This is a genomic window from Xanthomonas sp. 3498, assembly GCF_014199795.1.
GTDB classification, from domain to species: domain Bacteria; phylum Pseudomonadota; class Gammaproteobacteria; order Xanthomonadales; family Xanthomonadaceae; genus Xanthomonas_A; species Xanthomonas_A rydalmerensis.
Window position 1 is genome coordinate 485,921 of the sequence record NZ_JACHOH010000002.1, and the last position, 14,852, is coordinate 500,772.

At 69.1% G+C, this 14,852-nt stretch carries 14 protein-coding genes; 7 read left to right on the forward strand and 7 right to left on the reverse strand.

All coding sequences use genetic code 11. The features are described 5' to 3' along the window. Positions 1-9 precede the first annotated feature (9 nt). From GGR66_RS07195 to GGR66_RS07205, 3 genes are all read left to right on the forward strand, one after another. Positions 10-1,407 (forward strand): formimidoylglutamate deiminase, encoded by a 1,398-nt coding sequence (locus GGR66_RS07195; protein WP_184447787.1) that lies wholly within the window; start codon positions 10-12, stop codon positions 1,405-1,407. 49 nt (positions 1,408-1,456) lie between these two features. After that, a complete protein-coding gene (gene hutC, locus GGR66_RS07200) occupies positions 1,457-2,188 on the forward strand; it encodes a histidine utilization repressor (protein WP_184447788.1) in 732 nt (243 codons plus the stop codon). A 176-nt stretch (positions 2,189-2,364) separates the two neighbouring features. Next, positions 2,365-4,353 carry an SDR family oxidoreductase gene (locus tag GGR66_RS07205; protein WP_184447789.1) on the forward strand — a complete coding sequence of 663 codons (1,989 nt, stop codon included), beginning with the start codon at positions 2,365-2,367 and terminating at the stop codon, positions 4,351-4,353. 297 nt (positions 4,354-4,650) lie between these two features. Here the strand turns inward: GGR66_RS07205 and GGR66_RS07210 are convergent, their stop codons facing one another. The 3 genes from GGR66_RS07210 to GGR66_RS07220 form a co-directional block, all read right to left on the reverse strand. Further along, the gene (locus GGR66_RS07210; RefSeq protein ID WP_184447790.1) at positions 4,651-5,652 is read right to left on the reverse strand and encodes a restriction endonuclease; all 1,002 of its coding nucleotides are present in this window, start codon (positions 5,650-5,652) and stop codon (positions 4,651-4,653) included. Positions 5,653-5,851: 199 nt separating this feature from the next. Further along, on the reverse strand, positions 5,852-6,502 hold the full coding sequence (locus tag GGR66_RS07215; RefSeq protein WP_160970980.1) for a phasin family protein: 651 nt from the start codon (positions 6,500-6,502) through the stop codon (positions 5,852-5,854). Positions 6,503-6,628: 126 nt separating this feature from the next. Next, positions 6,629-7,894: a patatin-like phospholipase family protein gene (locus GGR66_RS07220; protein ID WP_184447791.1), complete on the reverse strand. Its 1,266-nt coding sequence runs from the start codon at positions 7,892-7,894 to the stop codon at positions 6,629-6,631. 87 nt (positions 7,895-7,981) lie between these two features. Between GGR66_RS07220 and GGR66_RS07225 the strand changes: the two genes are divergently transcribed. Beyond that, positions 7,982-8,701 (forward strand): hypothetical protein, encoded by a 720-nt coding sequence (locus GGR66_RS07225; RefSeq protein ID WP_184447792.1) that lies wholly within the window; start codon positions 7,982-7,984, stop codon positions 8,699-8,701. A 205-nt stretch (positions 8,702-8,906) separates the two neighbouring features. Here the strand turns inward: GGR66_RS07225 and GGR66_RS07230 are convergent, their stop codons facing one another. Continuing rightward, on the reverse strand, positions 8,907-9,182 hold the full coding sequence (locus GGR66_RS07230) for a polyhydroxyalkanoic acid system family protein (RefSeq protein ID WP_184447793.1): 276 nt from the start codon (positions 9,180-9,182) through the stop codon (positions 8,907-8,909). A 116-nt stretch (positions 9,183-9,298) separates the two neighbouring features. Here GGR66_RS07230 and GGR66_RS07235 point away from each other — a divergent pair, with 116 nt between their 5' ends. Then, complete coding sequence (locus GGR66_RS07235) at positions 9,299-10,099, forward strand: FHA domain-containing protein (protein ID WP_160970985.1); 801 nt, start codon at positions 9,299-9,301, stop codon at positions 10,097-10,099. Here the strand turns inward: GGR66_RS07235 and msrQ are convergent. Together msrQ and msrP are read right to left on the reverse strand one after the other, a co-directional pair. Next, positions 10,068-10,697 carry a protein-methionine-sulfoxide reductase heme-binding subunit MsrQ gene (msrQ, locus tag GGR66_RS07240; RefSeq protein ID WP_160970986.1) on the reverse strand — a complete coding sequence of 210 codons (630 nt, stop codon included), beginning with the start codon at positions 10,695-10,697 and terminating at the stop codon, positions 10,068-10,070. The genes GGR66_RS07235 and msrQ overlap by 32 nt on opposite strands. A 105-nt stretch (positions 10,698-10,802) precedes the next feature. After that, the gene (gene msrP / locus GGR66_RS07245) at positions 10,803-11,771 is read right to left on the reverse strand and encodes a protein-methionine-sulfoxide reductase catalytic subunit MsrP (RefSeq protein ID WP_184447794.1); all 969 of its coding nucleotides are present in this window, start codon (positions 11,769-11,771) and stop codon (positions 10,803-10,805) included. Positions 11,772-11,925: 154 nt separating this feature from the next. Here msrP and serC point away from each other — a divergent pair, with 154 nt between their 5' ends. Next, positions 11,926-13,011, forward strand: a complete 1,086-nt coding sequence (gene serC / locus GGR66_RS07250) for a 3-phosphoserine/phosphohydroxythreonine transaminase (protein WP_184447795.1) — start codon at positions 11,926-11,928, stop codon at positions 13,009-13,011. Between the two features lie 78 nt (positions 13,012-13,089). Beyond that, a complete protein-coding gene (gene pheA / locus GGR66_RS07255; protein ID WP_184447796.1) occupies positions 13,090-14,238 on the forward strand; it encodes a prephenate dehydratase in 1,149 nt (382 codons plus the stop codon). Here pheA and GGR66_RS07260 read toward each other — a convergent pair. Next, positions 14,201-14,536: a hypothetical protein gene (locus GGR66_RS07260; protein ID WP_184447797.1), complete on the reverse strand. Its 336-nt coding sequence runs from the start codon at positions 14,534-14,536 to the stop codon at positions 14,201-14,203. The two genes, pheA and GGR66_RS07260, sit on opposite strands and share 38 nt — an antisense overlap. Positions 14,537-14,852 lie beyond the last annotated feature (316 nt).

The window sequence follows — 14,852 nt, forward strand, 5'->3', positions numbered from 1 at the left end:
GGGTGTCCAGTGCAGACCCAGGCGCAACAGCAGGCCAGTGGCAAGGCGGGATCGGGCGAATTCTGGTGCGCGCACGCGCTGCTGCCGCAGGGCTGGGCGCGCGACGTACGCATCGGCATGCGCGGTAGTCGCATCGCCACGGTGGAGCGCGGCGTGGCCGCGGCCATGGGCGATCGGTGCCTGGACATCGTGGTGCCCGGGCTGGGCAATCTGCACAGCCACGCCTTCCAGCGCGGCATGGCCGGGCTCACCGAGATCGGCGGGCGCAGCGGCGACAGCTTCTGGAGCTGGCGCGAACTGATGTACCGCTTCCTGCAGCGGCTGAGCCCCGACGATCTGCAAGCCATCGCCGAGCAGGCCTACGTGGAGATGCTCGAGGCCGGCTTCACCCGGGTCGGCGAGTTCCACTACGTGCATCACGCGGCCGACGGCCGGCCCTACGCCGACCGTGCCGAGATGGCGCAGCGCCTGGCGGCCGCGGCGCAGACCAGCGGCATCGGCCTGACCCTGCTGCCGGTGTTCTACGCACATGCCGACTTCGGCGGCGCCGCGCCGAACCCGGCGCAGCAGCGCCTGCTGCACGACGTCGACGGTTTCGCCGCGTTGCTGGACGGCAGCCGCCGCGCCCTGCAAGGGCTGGACGACGCGGTGCTGGGCCTGGCCCCGCACAGCCTGCGCGCGGTCACCCCGGACGAACTGGCGGCCCTGCTGCCGCTGTGCGACGGCCCGGTGCACATCCATATCGCCGAACAGACCCGCGAGGTCGACGCCTGCCTGGCCTGGAGCGGGCAGCGGCCGGTGCAGTGGTTGCTGGCGCACGCGCCGGTGGATGCGCGCTGGTGCCTGGTCCACGCCACCCATGTCGACGCCGCCGAAGTACAGGGCATCGCCGCCAGCGGCGCCGTGGTCGGACTGTGCCCGATCACCGAGGCCAACCTCGGCGACGGCCTGTTCCCGATGCCGGCGTTCCTGCGCGCCGGCGGCCGCTTCGGCGTCGGCTCCGATTCCAACGTGCTGATCGATGCGGCCGAGGAACTGCGCCTGCTCGAATACGGTCAGCGCCTGAGCCTGCGCGGGCGCAACGTGCTGACCGGCGACACCGCGCTGTCCAGTGGCCGCCTGTTGTTCCAGTCCGCGGCGCAGGGCGCGGCGCAGGCGCTCGGCGTGGCCCAGGGCCTGTGCGAGGGCGCGCCGGCCGATCTGGTCGAACTGGACGCCGCGCATCCGGCCTTGCAGGCGCGCCATGGCGATGCCTGGCTGGACAGCTGGCTGTTCGCCGCGCGCGGCGGCGCGGTGCGTTCGGTCTGGCGCCACGGCCGCGAACTGGTACGCGAAGGCCGCCACTTGCAGCGCGAGGGTGTGGCCGCCCGCTATGCGCGCGCGCTGACCCGGCTGCTGGACGCATGAGCCGCGGCACCCGCGCGCTGTGTGCTGTCTGCCGCGGCACGGACCGCCGATGACGCCGGCCGCACCGATCCTGCCGCTCAGCCAGCGCATCCGCCGCGACATCGAGGCGCATATCCGCAGCGGTGAGTGGCCGCCCGGCCATCGCATTCCGTTCGAACACGAGTTGATGGCGCAGTACGGCTGCTCGCGGATGACCGTCAACAAGGTGCTGGCGCTGCTCGCCGACGCCGGCATGATCGAACGCCGGCGCCGCGCCGGTTCGTTCGTGGCGCGGCCGCATCCGCACATGGAGCAGGTCGCGCTGGAGATTCCGGACATCCCGGTCGAGGTCGCCGCGCGTGGTCATGCCTACCGCTTCGAACTGCTGGAGCGGCAGCAGCGCGCACCGCGCGCGGGGCTGCCGCAGGAGGCCGAGGTCGCCGCCGGGGGCAGCCTGCTGGCGCTGCACTGCCTGCACTACGCCGATGGTCGTCCGTTCGCGCTGGAGGAACGGGTGATCAATCCGGTGGCGGTGCCCGAGGCCTTGCAGATGGACTTCGCGGTCACCGTGCCCGGCAGCTGGCTGCTGCAGCATGTGCCGTGGACGCGCGCCGAACACCGCATCAGCGCGGTCGGCGCCAGTGCCGCGCAGGCGGCACGCCTGCAGGTGCCGGCCGGCACGGCCTGCCTGTTGATCGACCGCCGCACCTGGCGCGGCGAGCAGGCGGTGACCTTCGTGCGCCAGGTGTTCCTCGGCGACACCTACGACCTGGTCGCGCGGTTTTCGCCCGGCGCGCGCTGAAGCCGGCGCACTGCACACGAGCGTCGCCACATAGGCGCACTGCGATGCTGTGATGCAGCACGGCGCGCACGCACTCACCATACTCCAGCGTGCGTTTGTCCTGCCCGCCGCACTCTGGCAAGTTAGCGCCGAGGCTGGGCGAGGGGCCGTGGCCGCGGAACGAGGGATGGTTCGGCATGACGTATTTCGTGACAGGCGCCACCGGTTTCATCGGCCGCTATCTGATGGCCAACCTGATGCGGCGCAAGGGCACCGTGCATGTGCTGCTGCGCAAGGAGTCGCAGCGCAAGTTCGATACGCTGGTCCGCGAGCAGGGGTGGGATCCCAAGCGCCTGGTGGTACTGCACGGCGACGTCGGCGCCGACTGCTGCGGGCTGGACGCGGCGCAGCGCAAGGCGCTGCACGGCAAGGTCAAGCATTTCTTCCACCTGGCTGCGCTGTACGACCTCACCGCCAAGGCCGAGGAACAGCGCGTCGCCAACCTCGACGGCACCCGCAACGCGCTGGAACTGGCCGCGCAAATTGGCGCCGGCATCTTCCACCACACCAGTTCGATCGCGGTGGCCGGGCTGTACCCGGGCATCTTCCGCGAGGACATGTTCGAGGAAGCCGAGGGGCTCGATGACCCTTACCTGCGCACCAAGCACGATGCCGAGGCGCTGGTGCGCGCCGAGACCCGGATCAAGTGGCGCATCTACCGCCCCGCGATGGTGGTCGGCGACTCGCGCACCGGCGCCATCGACAAGATCGACGGCCCGTACTACTTCTTTCCGCTGATCAAGAAGCTGCGCCAACTGCTGCCGCCGTGGGCGCCGATGCTGGGCATCGAGGGCGGGCGGATCAACTTGGTGCCGGTGGACTTCGTCGCCGACGCGATGGACCACATCGCGCACAAGCCCAAGCTCGACGGCCACACCTTCCACCTCACCGACCCCGAGCCGCTGCGCGTGGGCGAGGTGCTCAACGTGTTCTGCCGCGCCGGCCACGCCCCGGAGATGACCCTGCGGGTGGACGCGCGCATGTTCGCGTTCGTGCCCTCGAGCATCCGCGCCGCGGTCGGCAGCCTGCCGCCGATCCGCCGCTTCACCGGCATGCTGCTGCGCGATTTCCGCATCCCGCGCGAGGTGCTGAAGTTCATCACCTATCCCACGCGCTTCGACAGCCGCGAGACCGAGCGCGCGCTGAAGGGCAGCGGCATCGCCGTGCCGCGCCTGGAAGACTATGCCTGGCGCCTGTGGGACCACTGGGAGCGGCACCTGGACCCGGATCTGTTCGTCGACCGCTCGCTCAAGGGCAAGGTCCGCGGCAAGGTGGTGCTGATCACCGGCGGCTCCTCGGGCATCGGCCTGGCCACCGCGCAGCGCGTCGCCGAGGCCGGTGCCATCACCGTCATCGTGGCCCGCGGCGAGCAGGAACTGCATGCCGCACGCGATGCGATGAACGCCAAGGGCGGCAAGGTCTTCGCCTACACCGCCGACCTGTCCGACCTGGCCGACTGCGACCGCCTGCTCAAGACCGTGCTGGAGGCGCACGGCCATGTCGACGTGCTGATCAACAACGCCGGTCGCTCGATCCGCCGTTCGATCGAACTCAGCTACGACCGCTTCCACGATTTCGAACGGACCATGCAACTGAACTACTTCGGCAGCCTGCGCCTGATCATGGGCGTGCTGCCGGGCATGACCGCGCGGCGCAAGGGCCACATCATCAACGTCAGCTCGATCGGCGTGCTGGCCAACTCGCCGCGCTTTTCCGCCTACGTGGCCTCCAAGGCCGCGCTGGACGCCTGGAGCCGCTGCGCGCAGGGCGAGCTGTCGGGCAAGGGCATCAGCTTCACCACGGTCAACATGCCGCTGGTGAAGACGCCGATGATCGCCCCGACCAAGATGTACGACAGCGTGCCGACCCTGAGCGTGGACGAGGCCGCCGACCTGATGGTCAAGGCGATCATCGAACGCCCCAGCCGCGTGGCCACGCGCCTGGGCATCTTCGCCGCCCTGGTCAATGCGGTGGCGCCGAAGGCCTACGAGGTGGTGATGAACACCGCCTTCGAACTGTTCCCCGACTCGGCCGCGGCCAAGGGCGACCGCAAGGCGCTACGCGAGGCCAAGCCCAGCCAGGAGCAGATCGCGTTTGCTGCGCTGATGCGGGGCGTCCATTGGTAGTGGGGCGGGGATTGGGGAGTTGGGATTGGGGATTCGCAAAAGCGGGTTCCCGATATCGGATCTGTGTTCGCGTGGGCTAAGGTTTTGCTGTCGTTCCGCTAGGACGCAGCGGGGCGTGCAGTGGCCAGCGCAGGCGCTGCCTCAGAACTAGGCGACCTAGGGGGAATGGCGATGACCGCGCCGACGCGCTGCGTCTGTGTCGATTAAGCCCTGATTGGGATACGGGACTTCGCAACAGCCCATCCGCCGCAGCGACCCGCTTTTACCAATCCCCAATCCCGACTCCCCAATCCCCGCTCAAAACGTCCTACATTGCCGCCAGCGCACCGGCTCGGCGTGGCCGGGGCGCGGGTTGAGCTGGATGCGGACGGTGCGCAGGCTCGGGTAGCGCTCCACTTCGCGGCAGATGCGCGGCCACACCTGGGCGTCGTCGCCGCTGCGGTCGACCACCAGGGTCATCTGCGTCTGCCAGATGCCGCGGATCACGCCCGGGGTGCCGGCCAGGGTCTTAGAAAGCGCCTGGCGGTGGCGCTGTTCGGTGGCGGGGTCGGGTTCGGCCAGGTTGCCGGTGTCGTCGAGTGCTGGTTGCGGCGCGGCCACGGCGCTGTTCGTTGGCGCGGCGGTGGCCTGCGTGGGGGCTGCCGGTGCGGCGGGCGCCGGCGGTGGCACAGGTGCGGCCAAGGAGACCGGTGGCTCGGCGGGTTGCTGCAGGGCCAGGGCACCGACGCCGGTCACCACGCCCAGCGCGAGCGAAGCCAGGCCGGCGATGGCGATGTGGCGCTGCGCGCGGCGGCGGCTGGCGCCGATCACGCCGTCTTCCAGTTCGCTGGGCAGGTAGGGCTTGAGCATCGGCCAGATGCGCCGGCCGTCGAGGATTTCCACCGCCTGTTTCTCGGCCGCGGCGATGCCGTCGCGCTGCACCTTGCCCTCGGTGATCAGGATGCCGCCCTGCGCGCCCATCAGCCGCGCGGCCGCACCCAGTTCGTTGACCGCGGCCGAGCCGATCCGGTAAGCCCGTCCGTGCTTGCACGACAGCAGCCAGCGCGCGTCGCCGCGGGTCATCACGAAGTCGCTTTGCGGTTCCTGGCTGGCGTGCTCGTCGACGGCGGCGTCCTGCAGGTCGCGCTGCTCGCGCATCGCGCGCCGCACCATGTAGGAGAAATCGCGCCAGTGCAGCCCGGCCAGCGCGTGCAGCCCGGCCATGGTCTCGTTTTCGCGGCGCCGCACCAGCCACAGGTAGAGGCTGGCCGCCAGCCATGCCGCGACCGCCAAGATCGCTGCCGCTATCCAGGAAAACATGCTTGCACCCGCACACGCGCCGTAAAGAAGTCAGTGTATCGCCAGCGTGTCACGGCGCCGGCAAGGCGACAGCGGTGGAGGCGGACAGAAAAGACCCGCCAGTCCGAAGCCGAGAGGGGAGGGGAGCAAACGGTCTTCTGATGGACTGGCGGGTCCGTTTCGATTGTCTGGAAAAACGTGCTGCTTTGCAACAATCCGGTTACTCGGCCGGGGTCGGCGCCACATTGCGCTTGCGGCTGGCGCGCTTGGGCGCGGTGGCGCTCTTGGCGGGCGCGACCTTGGCGACCACCGGGCCGGCGCGTCGACGTGCCGGTGCCGCGCGCTTGGCGGCGCCGGGCTGCGCCGCGGCGGTCTTCTTGGTGGCCTTCTTCGCTGCCGGCGCCTTGCCCGATGCCTGCGGCGCACGGCCGCCGCGCAGATGACGCAACTCGCCGTTGAGCGCATCCACGCGGTCGATCAGCGCGCCCAGGTCCTCGCGGCTGGGCACTTCCAGGCGGCGCAGGGCGCGCTGCACGCGATCCTCGAACACCTTCTCCAGGCGGTCCCAGGTGTCGGCGGCGCGCTCGCGGGCCTGGCCGACCCGGTTCTCCACCGCATCGCGCACCGCGTCGACGCCGCCACCGGCCAGCTTGCGCGTGCTCTGCTCCAGGTTCAGCCCTTCCTTCACCAGGGTCTCGAACAGCTTGCCGCCTTCGGCCTGGGCGCGGCCGAACGCGCCGACGCCGGCCAGCCAGACCTGCTGCGCCGATTCGCCCAGGCGCTTGGACAGCTTCTCCGCCTGCGCCTGCAGGGTGTCGTCGGCAGGGGCGGTGCTGCGCTTCTTGCGGGCGGATTTCTTCAGAGTGGCCATGACGGTGCGGTTCCTTCGGCGAATGAGTGGCGGAGGTCGAGACTCGGGAGGTTGACTAGAGTAATCACACCAGCGTGCGCGTGGGGTGCGCGAACGCGATGCCGACGTCGGCAGGCGTGGCGTTGGCTATGCCTCCGGCGAACGGCGGGTACCGCGCGTGGCACGCCGGTTGGCGATGACCTGGTCGACGTCGTCCAGCGCCCGGCGCAGCCGCGCGGTGGTCTCGGTCATGCGCCGCGGCTGCACGTCCACGCCATCGAGGAAGGTGCGCTTGCGGTCGTTGAGGATCGGATGGCGCAGCGCGATGCCGTGCGCGGCCAGCAGCGGCTCCAGCGTCTGCGCATTGCGGCGCAGGTCGGAGAGGGTGTTGCGGTAGGCGAGCTGGCACACGCGGTGGCGCGCGGCATAGCTGAAGAGATTGGTGAAGAACAGTTCGCCGTTGTCGGCGTTGGGCTCGAACACCAACTGGTCCACCTGCGGGTACTGCCGCGCGTACTTCTCCAGCCCCACCTGCATGCGCGATTGCAGCAGGGTGCGGAAGGTCTGCGACAGCACCGCCGGCAGGCCGCCGGCGAGCAGCCGCGCGCGGTCGACGTGGCCGTTGCGGCGCGGCGCATGGGTGGCGTCGTAGGGCACCAGCGGGTTGATCCCGATCATCAGGTCGATGCCGCGCTCGAGCAGGGTGGAGGCATGCATGGTGCGGCGCAGCGCGCCATCCACGTAATGGCGGCCGTCGATCTGCACCGGCGGGTACAGCCCCGGCAGCGCCGCGCTGGCCTGGATCGCCAGCGAGATCGGCACGTGGTCCATGCCCGGTTCGCCGAAGCGCACCGTGCGGCCGCTGTCCAGGTCCACCGCAACCACGAACAGATTGGCGTCCAGGTCGCGGAAATCGTTGCTGCGGCCGCGGCGGCTGAACACGTCCTGCAGGAAACGCTCGACCCCGGCGTTGTCGAACAGGCCGCTGGGCACCAGCCCGCCGAAGCGGGTGATCAGGTCCGACCAGCGGGTCTTGCGCGGCTCGGTGAGCAGGTCGTGCCACCAGCCGTAGGCCAGCCCCGGCAGGGTCGCGGCCCGGCGCAGGTATTCGTAGACGTTGGGCCGCAGGAAATCTTCCGGGCGGAACCGCGCATCGTCGCTGTTGCCGGTGACGAAGATCCGGCAGATCTCGGCGCTGCTGATCCGGTTGGCCAGACCGGCGGTCAGGAACGCACCGGAGCTGACGCCCACGTAGCAATCCAGTCGGGTCAGGTCCAGTCCGTCCAGCGCTTCGTCCAGGGCGCGCAGCGCGCCGAGGCCGTACATGCCGCCGATCGGGCCGCCGCCGGCGATGGCCAGGCCGATGCGGCCGTTGGAGTGGGGACGGGGCGAGGCGCTGTGGAGGGAAAGCATGCGCGGTCCGCTGGAGGCAGTGGCGCGAGTGTAGCCGAGCACGGTGACGCTTGCGGTCGTGCCGGGCTGCGACCATCATCGGCGGCCATGGCGCGCAGCACTCCCGTCCTGGAACGACTCGGCCGCCGCCTGGCGTGGCACCAGGCGCTGCACGACCCCGCGCGCGAACCGCGCAACGCGCTGCGCTGGCTGCAGGAGCTGCGGCGCTGGCAGTCGCAGCGGCTGGAGCGCAGCTTCGAGCATTTCCTGGAGGACCCGCAGCGGCGTCCGGCGGCGATGTTCTTCCTCACCGACGTCTATGGCGACCGCGACTTCAGCCGCCGCGACGCCGACATCGTCAAGGTGTTGCCGATGATGCAGCGGCTGATGCCGGCGTCGCTGCTGGACACGGTTGCCGACGGCATCGAACTGGGCGCGCTGACCCACGCCCTGGATCTGCGCATGGCCGCCGCGTTGCAGGCCCAGGCACCGCGGCGCAAGCGCCTGGACGAAGCGTTGTATGCCGAGGCCTATCGGCAGACCGGACTGCCGCGGCTGCGCCAGCGCCAGATCGATCTGATCGCCCGCGTCGGCCTGGGCCTGGCCAAGGCGGTGCATACGCCGGGCGTGCGCATGCTGCTGCGCTTCGCCCGCGGCCCGGCCAAGGCGGCGGGGCTGTCGGAACTGCAGGGGTTTCTGGAACGTGGCTTCGACGCGTTTTCCACCCTGGGCGATGCCGAGGGGTTCATCGGCGATATCGAGAGCACCGAGCGTGCTGTCTCGCGGCGGTTGTTCGCGGGCGATCCGGATCCGTTTGCGTTGGAGTAACTGCGGGCGGTCGGACCCTCACCCCAACCCCTCTCCCGGCGGGAGAGGGGCTTTAGCCGTTCCTTCTCCCACCGGGAGAAGGTGCCCCGAAGGGGCGGATGAGGCTACGGGCGAAGCCTCGCGTAGCCAGCTTGGTGCACGCGCTTCGCGCGCCGGACCCTCACCCCAACCCCTCTCCCGGCGGGAGAGGGGCTCGATCCACTTATCAGCCCAGCTTCTCCGCCAGCACGCGACGGATCTCGCTTTCCACCGTGCCCTTCATCGCCGAGAGCAGGAAGCCCAGTTCGGCGGTGACGTGCACCTGCTTGGGCAGCAGTTCGATGCGTCCGTCCACGCCCGAGCGCGAGAACAACAAGGAATCGCCATCCCAGTGCGATTCCAGGTCGAAGCGCTCGGCCAGTTTCTTGGCGGCGGTCTCGATGGCCTTGCGGGCCTGCGCGGGGGTCTTGCTGTGGTCGTGGCGGATGTCGATGCTGGACATGCTGGCTCCTGTGCGGGCGGGCGCCCGCGTGAACGATCAGGCATTGTGCGTATGCGTGGTGCATTGTCCAGCACGCACGCTTCTGCGCGCGCAGGCAACCTGCTAGGCTGCGCGCCGTGCACGACCTGCAAGTCCATTTCAGCAACCGCCAACATCCCGACCGGCCCCTGCGCGCGGGCGTGCATCGCATCGTGCGCCTGGCCTCCGGCCAGGTCAGCGTGGTCGACGACACCCAGGGCGCGTTGCTCCTGGCGCAGTTCTGCCTGGACCGGCGTGGCCTGTGGCTGCAGGTCGCCAACGGCAGCCGCGGCATCCACGTCAACGGTCGCCCGGTGCGGCGCATGGCCCTGCTGCGCGCCGGCGACGCGGTCTACGCCGACGGCGTGGAAATGGTGGTGCAGGGCAAGTGCGAGCCGCTGCAGCGCCTGCCCGAGGTCAGCGAGGCCGAGCACGACGATCCGCGCCTGGTGCTGCGCGGCGTCGGCGGTCCGCACCATGGCCGCAGTTTCACCGTGGACCGGGTACGCAGCATTGGCCGCCTGCGCGAGTGCGACATCCGCATCGACGATCCGGCCTGCGCCGAGCAGCACGCGCGCCTGGAGCGGCACGGCGAGCGGGTGCTGCTGCGCGGCTTCGGCGATGCGCAGACCCAGGTCAATGGCGTCACCGTGCGCAGCTGCTGGCTGCAGCCTGGCGATCAGGTGGTGTTCGATGCCCAGCACCGGTTCGTGCTGGAAGTCCCGCAGGTGGTCGGCGCCGAGCCGCTGCGCGACGACCCGGCATTGGCGGCATTGGCGCTGACGCCGGCGGCGGTGGCGCCGCGCCCGGCCACCGCGCGGCGCTGGCCGTGGTTGTTGCTCAGCGCCTTGCTGCTGGCCGCCGCGCTCAGCGGCCTGCTGTGGTTCGGCGCGCGCTGAGCGCCCGCCAGCCGCGCCAGCCCAGCAGCACCGCCAGAATCGCCGCATACAGCAGCGGTTCGCGGATATCGGACTTCACCAGCCACCAGAAGTGCAGCACGGCGAGCACGCCGATCGCATAGATCGCCTTGTGCAGCTTGCCCCAGTTGCGCTTGAGCCGGCGCATCCAGCCCTGGGTGGAGGTGATGGCCAGCGGCACCAGCAGCAACCAGGCGAGGAAGCCGACGGTGATATATGGGCGTTTGACGATCTCCTCGAAGATCTGTGTCCAGTAACCGCGCAGGTCCAGCCCCAGGTAGGCCGCCAGATGCACGGTCGCGTAGAAGAACGCGTACAGCCCGAGCATGCGCCGGAAGCGCAGCAGCACCGATTGCCCGGTCAACTGCCGCAGCGGCGTGATCGCCAGGGTCAGCAGCACCAGTCGCAGCGCCCACAGGCCGGTGCGGTGCTCGACCTCGGCCACCGGATCGGCCCCGAGCGCGTCGCTGCCGGCCTGCCATACCTGCCAGAACTGCCAGCCCAGGTACGCCATCGGCGCCAGCGCCAACGCATGCACCACCGCCTTGGCGGCGATCAACGAAGCGGAGGTCTTAGCCATGCAGTCTCATACCAATGCGCATCAACGATGCCAGGGAGGACGAGCAAACCCGCCGCGCGCAGCGACCGCTCCACGAATCCCCACTCCCGAATCCCCAATCCCGGCTCAATACCATTTCTTCAGATCCATCCCCGCATACAGCGACGCCACCTGGTCGGCATAGCCGTTGAACGGGCGGGTGGGGATGCGCTCGGCGAACAGCTTGCTGGCCTTGCCGGCGATGCGGCGTTCGGTCTTCTGGCTCCAGCGCGGGTGGTCCACCGCCGGATTGACGTTGGAGAAGAAGCCGTACTCGGACGGCTGCAGTTCGTGCCAGGCGGTTTCCGGCATGCGCTCGACGAAGCGGATCTCCACGATCGACTTGATGCTCTTGAAGCCGTACTTCCACGGCACCACCAGCCGCAGCGGCGCGCCGTTCTGCTGCGGCAGCGGCTTGCCGTACAGGCCGGTGGCGAGCAGGGTCAGCGGATGCATGGCCTCGTCGATGCGCAGGCCTTCCTTGTACGGCCAGTCGATCGAGCTGTAGCGGATGCCGGGCATCTGCTGCGGATCGGCCAAGGTGGTGAAGGCGACGTACTTGGCCTTGGAGGTCGGCGCGAAGCGCTTCAGTACATCGCCCAGCGGCACGCCCAGCCACGGGATCACCATCGACCAGCCTTCCACGCAGCGCAGGCGGTAGATGCGCTCCTCGGGCGTGTGGTCCTTGAGCAGGTCGTCCAGGGACAGCGTGCCGGGCTTCTCGCATTCGCCGGACACCTTCACCGACCACGGCGAGGTGCGCAGGGTCTTGGCCGCCTTCGACGGATCGGTCTTGTCGGTGCCGAACTCGTAGAAGTTGTTGTAGCTGGTCACGTCCTCGTAGCGGGTCAGCTCCTCGTTGGTGCGGAACCCGCTGCGCGCCTGCTCCGGGGTCACCACGGTCTTCGGCGGGGCCGGCGGCTCGGCGTCGGCGCAGCCGACCAGGCCGGACAGCGGGGTCAACGCCAGGGCCTGCAGCAGGCGCCGCCGGTCGCGGTAGACCGCCTCGTCGGTGATCTCGCGGCTGGGGACGGTGAGGGCATCGCGCAACGACATGGCGGACTCCTGGAGCGAAGGGGGCGAGCAGTGGCGGGGACTTCAACACAGACTACGCATGCGCAGGGCGAATGGATGCAAATGCAACCTAAATTGCCCGGGCCGCAAGCTGTTGCGCTGCGGCATACTAGGGGTCCTGTCCGATAGGTGCCCCATGACGCGCGCGTTCAATTTCAGTGCCGGCCCCGCTGCCTTGCCGGAATCGGTCCTGCGCCAGGCGCAGGCGGAGATGTTGGAGTGGAACGGCGTGGGTGCCTCGATCGTGGAGCTGAGCCACCGCGGCGCCGAGTTCATGGAGGTGGCGGCGCAGGCCGACGCCGACCTGCGCCGGCTGATCGGCATTCCCGACGACTACGCCGTGCTGTTCCTGGCCGGTGGCGCCACCACCCAGCAGGCACTGCTGGCGCTGAACTTCGCCGCGCCCGGGCAGACCGTGGACTACGTGGTGACCGGGCACTGGGGCAAGACCGCGATCAAGCAGGTCGGGCCCTACGTCGACGTGCACGTGGCCGCCAGCAGCGAGGCCGACGGCTTCCGCGACATCCCGCCGCGTGCCGCGTGGCAGTTGCGCGACGATGCCGCCTACGTGCACATCACCGCCAACGAGACCATCCACGGCGTGGAGTTCCGCGACACGCCGGACGTCGGCGCGGTGCCGCTGTTCGCCGATTTCAGCTCCAGCATCGCCTCCGAGCCGATCGACGTGTCCAAGTACGCGCTGATCTACGCCGGCGCGCAGAAGAATCTCGGCCCGGTCGGCGTCACCGTGGTCATCATCCGCCGCGACCTGCTCGAACGCGCCGGCCAGCCGCGCGCGGACATCTTCGACTACCGCTCGCACGTGGCGCGCGACTCCATGCTCAACACGCCGCCGACCTGGAACTGGTACCTGGCCGGGCTGGTGTTCAAGTGGATGCTGGCCGAGGGCGGGGTGCAGGCGTTCGCCGAGCGCAACCAGGCCAAGTCGGCGCTGGTGTATTCGGCGATCGACGCCTCCGGCGGTTTCTACCGCAACGAGGTCGCGGCGGCGGTGCGTTCGCGGATGAACATCCCGTTCTTCCTGCCGGACGAGACCCTCACCGCGCGCTTCGTCGCCGAATCCAAGGCGGCCGGTCTGCTGGCGCTGAAGGGGCACAAGGCGGTCGGCGGCATCCGTGCGTCGCTGTACAACGCCATGCCCCTGGCCGGCGCGCAGGCGCTGGTGGCGTTCATGCGCGACTTCCAGCAGCGCCACGGCTGAGTCGCCGATTTTTGTAGGAGCGGCTTCAGCCGCGACCGGATCGCTCGGCGATCCGGATCACCGAGGAACCCCCGAGCCATGGCCGCAAAGCCGAAGCAATCCCCCGCCGCCGACCCGAAATCGTCCAAGTCGGCCAAGCCCGCCGCCACGCCGGCCCTGGCCGACGTCCGCGCCAAGATCGACGAGATCGACCGCACCATCCAGGCGCTGATCGCCGAACGTGCGCAGTTCGCGCACCAGGTCGGCAAGGCCAAGGGCAAGCTCGCTGCGGCAGTGGACTATTACCGCCCCGAGCGCGAGGCGCAGGTGCTGCGCATGGTGGTGGACCGCAACCAGGGCCCGCTCAGCGACGAAGTGCTGGTGCACGTGTTCCGCGAGATCATGTCCGCATGCCTGGCGCAGCAGGAGCCGCTGAAGATCGGCTACCTGGGGCCGGAAGGCACCTTCAGCCAGCAGGCGGTGCTCAAGCACTTCGGCCGCTCGGCGGTGGGCCTGCCGATGGCCACCATCGAGGAAGTGTTCCAGGAAGTGGAAAGCGGCAATGCCGACTTCGGCGTGGTGCCGGTGGAGAACTCGGGGCAGGGCACGATCCAGGTCACCCTGGACATGTTCCTGACCTCCAACCTGAAGATCTGCGGCGAGACCGAGCTGCGCGTGCACCAGTTCCTGCTCTCGCGCAGCGGGCGGCTGGACGCGATCGAGCGGATCTACGCGCATCCGCAGTCGTTCGCGCAGACCGCCGGCTGGCTGCGCGCGAACCTGCCGAAGGTGGAGAAGATTCCGGTCTCCAGCAACGCCGAGGGCGCGCGCCGCGCGCGCAACGCCGACGATGCGGCGGCGATCGGCGGGGAGAGCGCGGCGCATGTGTATGCGCTGAAGAAGGTGATCATGAAGTCGATCGAGGACGACGCGGACAACACCACGCGCTTCCTGGTGATCGGGCGGCAGATCTTCCCGCCGTCGGGTCACGATCGCACGTCGGTGCTGGTGTTCATCCACGACAAGCCGGGTGCGCTGTTCGATGTGCTCAGTCCGTTCGCGCGGCATGGGATCAGCATGAATCGGATCGAGTCGCGGCCGTCGCATCAGGCGAAGTGGGAGTACGGGTTCTTCATCGATCTGGCGGGGCATGTGGAGGATGAGGCGATGAAGTTGGCATTGGCGGAGTTGAAGGCGCATTCGGCGCAGATCAAGGTGTTGGGGTCGTATCCGGTGGCGGTGCCTTGAGGTGGTTGCGCTGTTGCTTCGGCTCTGATCGCGGCAGGGCGCTTTGATGACGAAAAGAGGTGCGCCTGTGTAGGAGCGGCTTCAGCCGCGACCAGGCGTTCTTCGGGTGAAATCGCTTCTTCAATGGCAACAGCAACAACTTCAACAGCAACAGCAACAGCTTTCGCGCTTTGCGCGAGTCACTTTTCTTTGCTTGTGCAAAGAAGCGCTTTACAGCAGCCGGAGGCTGATCAAAGTAACCAAAAGAAAGCACACCCCGGGCGGGCTGCCCCGCGCTGCGCGCGGGGTCCGCGGTCACGACGGGACACCGGAAGGCACATCCATGTGCCTGCCGAAAACGACGCGCATCCTGCGCGTCGCCCCTGGCGGGGTTTTACCCGCCGTGCCCGCCAGCCCTCACGGGGGATTGAGAGCAACAGTGAGAGCAAGAGCAAGAACAAACAGCAAGAACAAACAGCAAGAACAAGAGCAAACAGCAAGAACAACAGCAACACAGCAACAGCAACACAGCAACAGCGGTGGCGGACTGGGTGTAAGCGTCGTAGCGGTAGCGCAAGTGCGCGGTAGCGGCTCGCGGTGTTGTCGGGTAGGGGTGGATCTTCGGGTGTTGGACT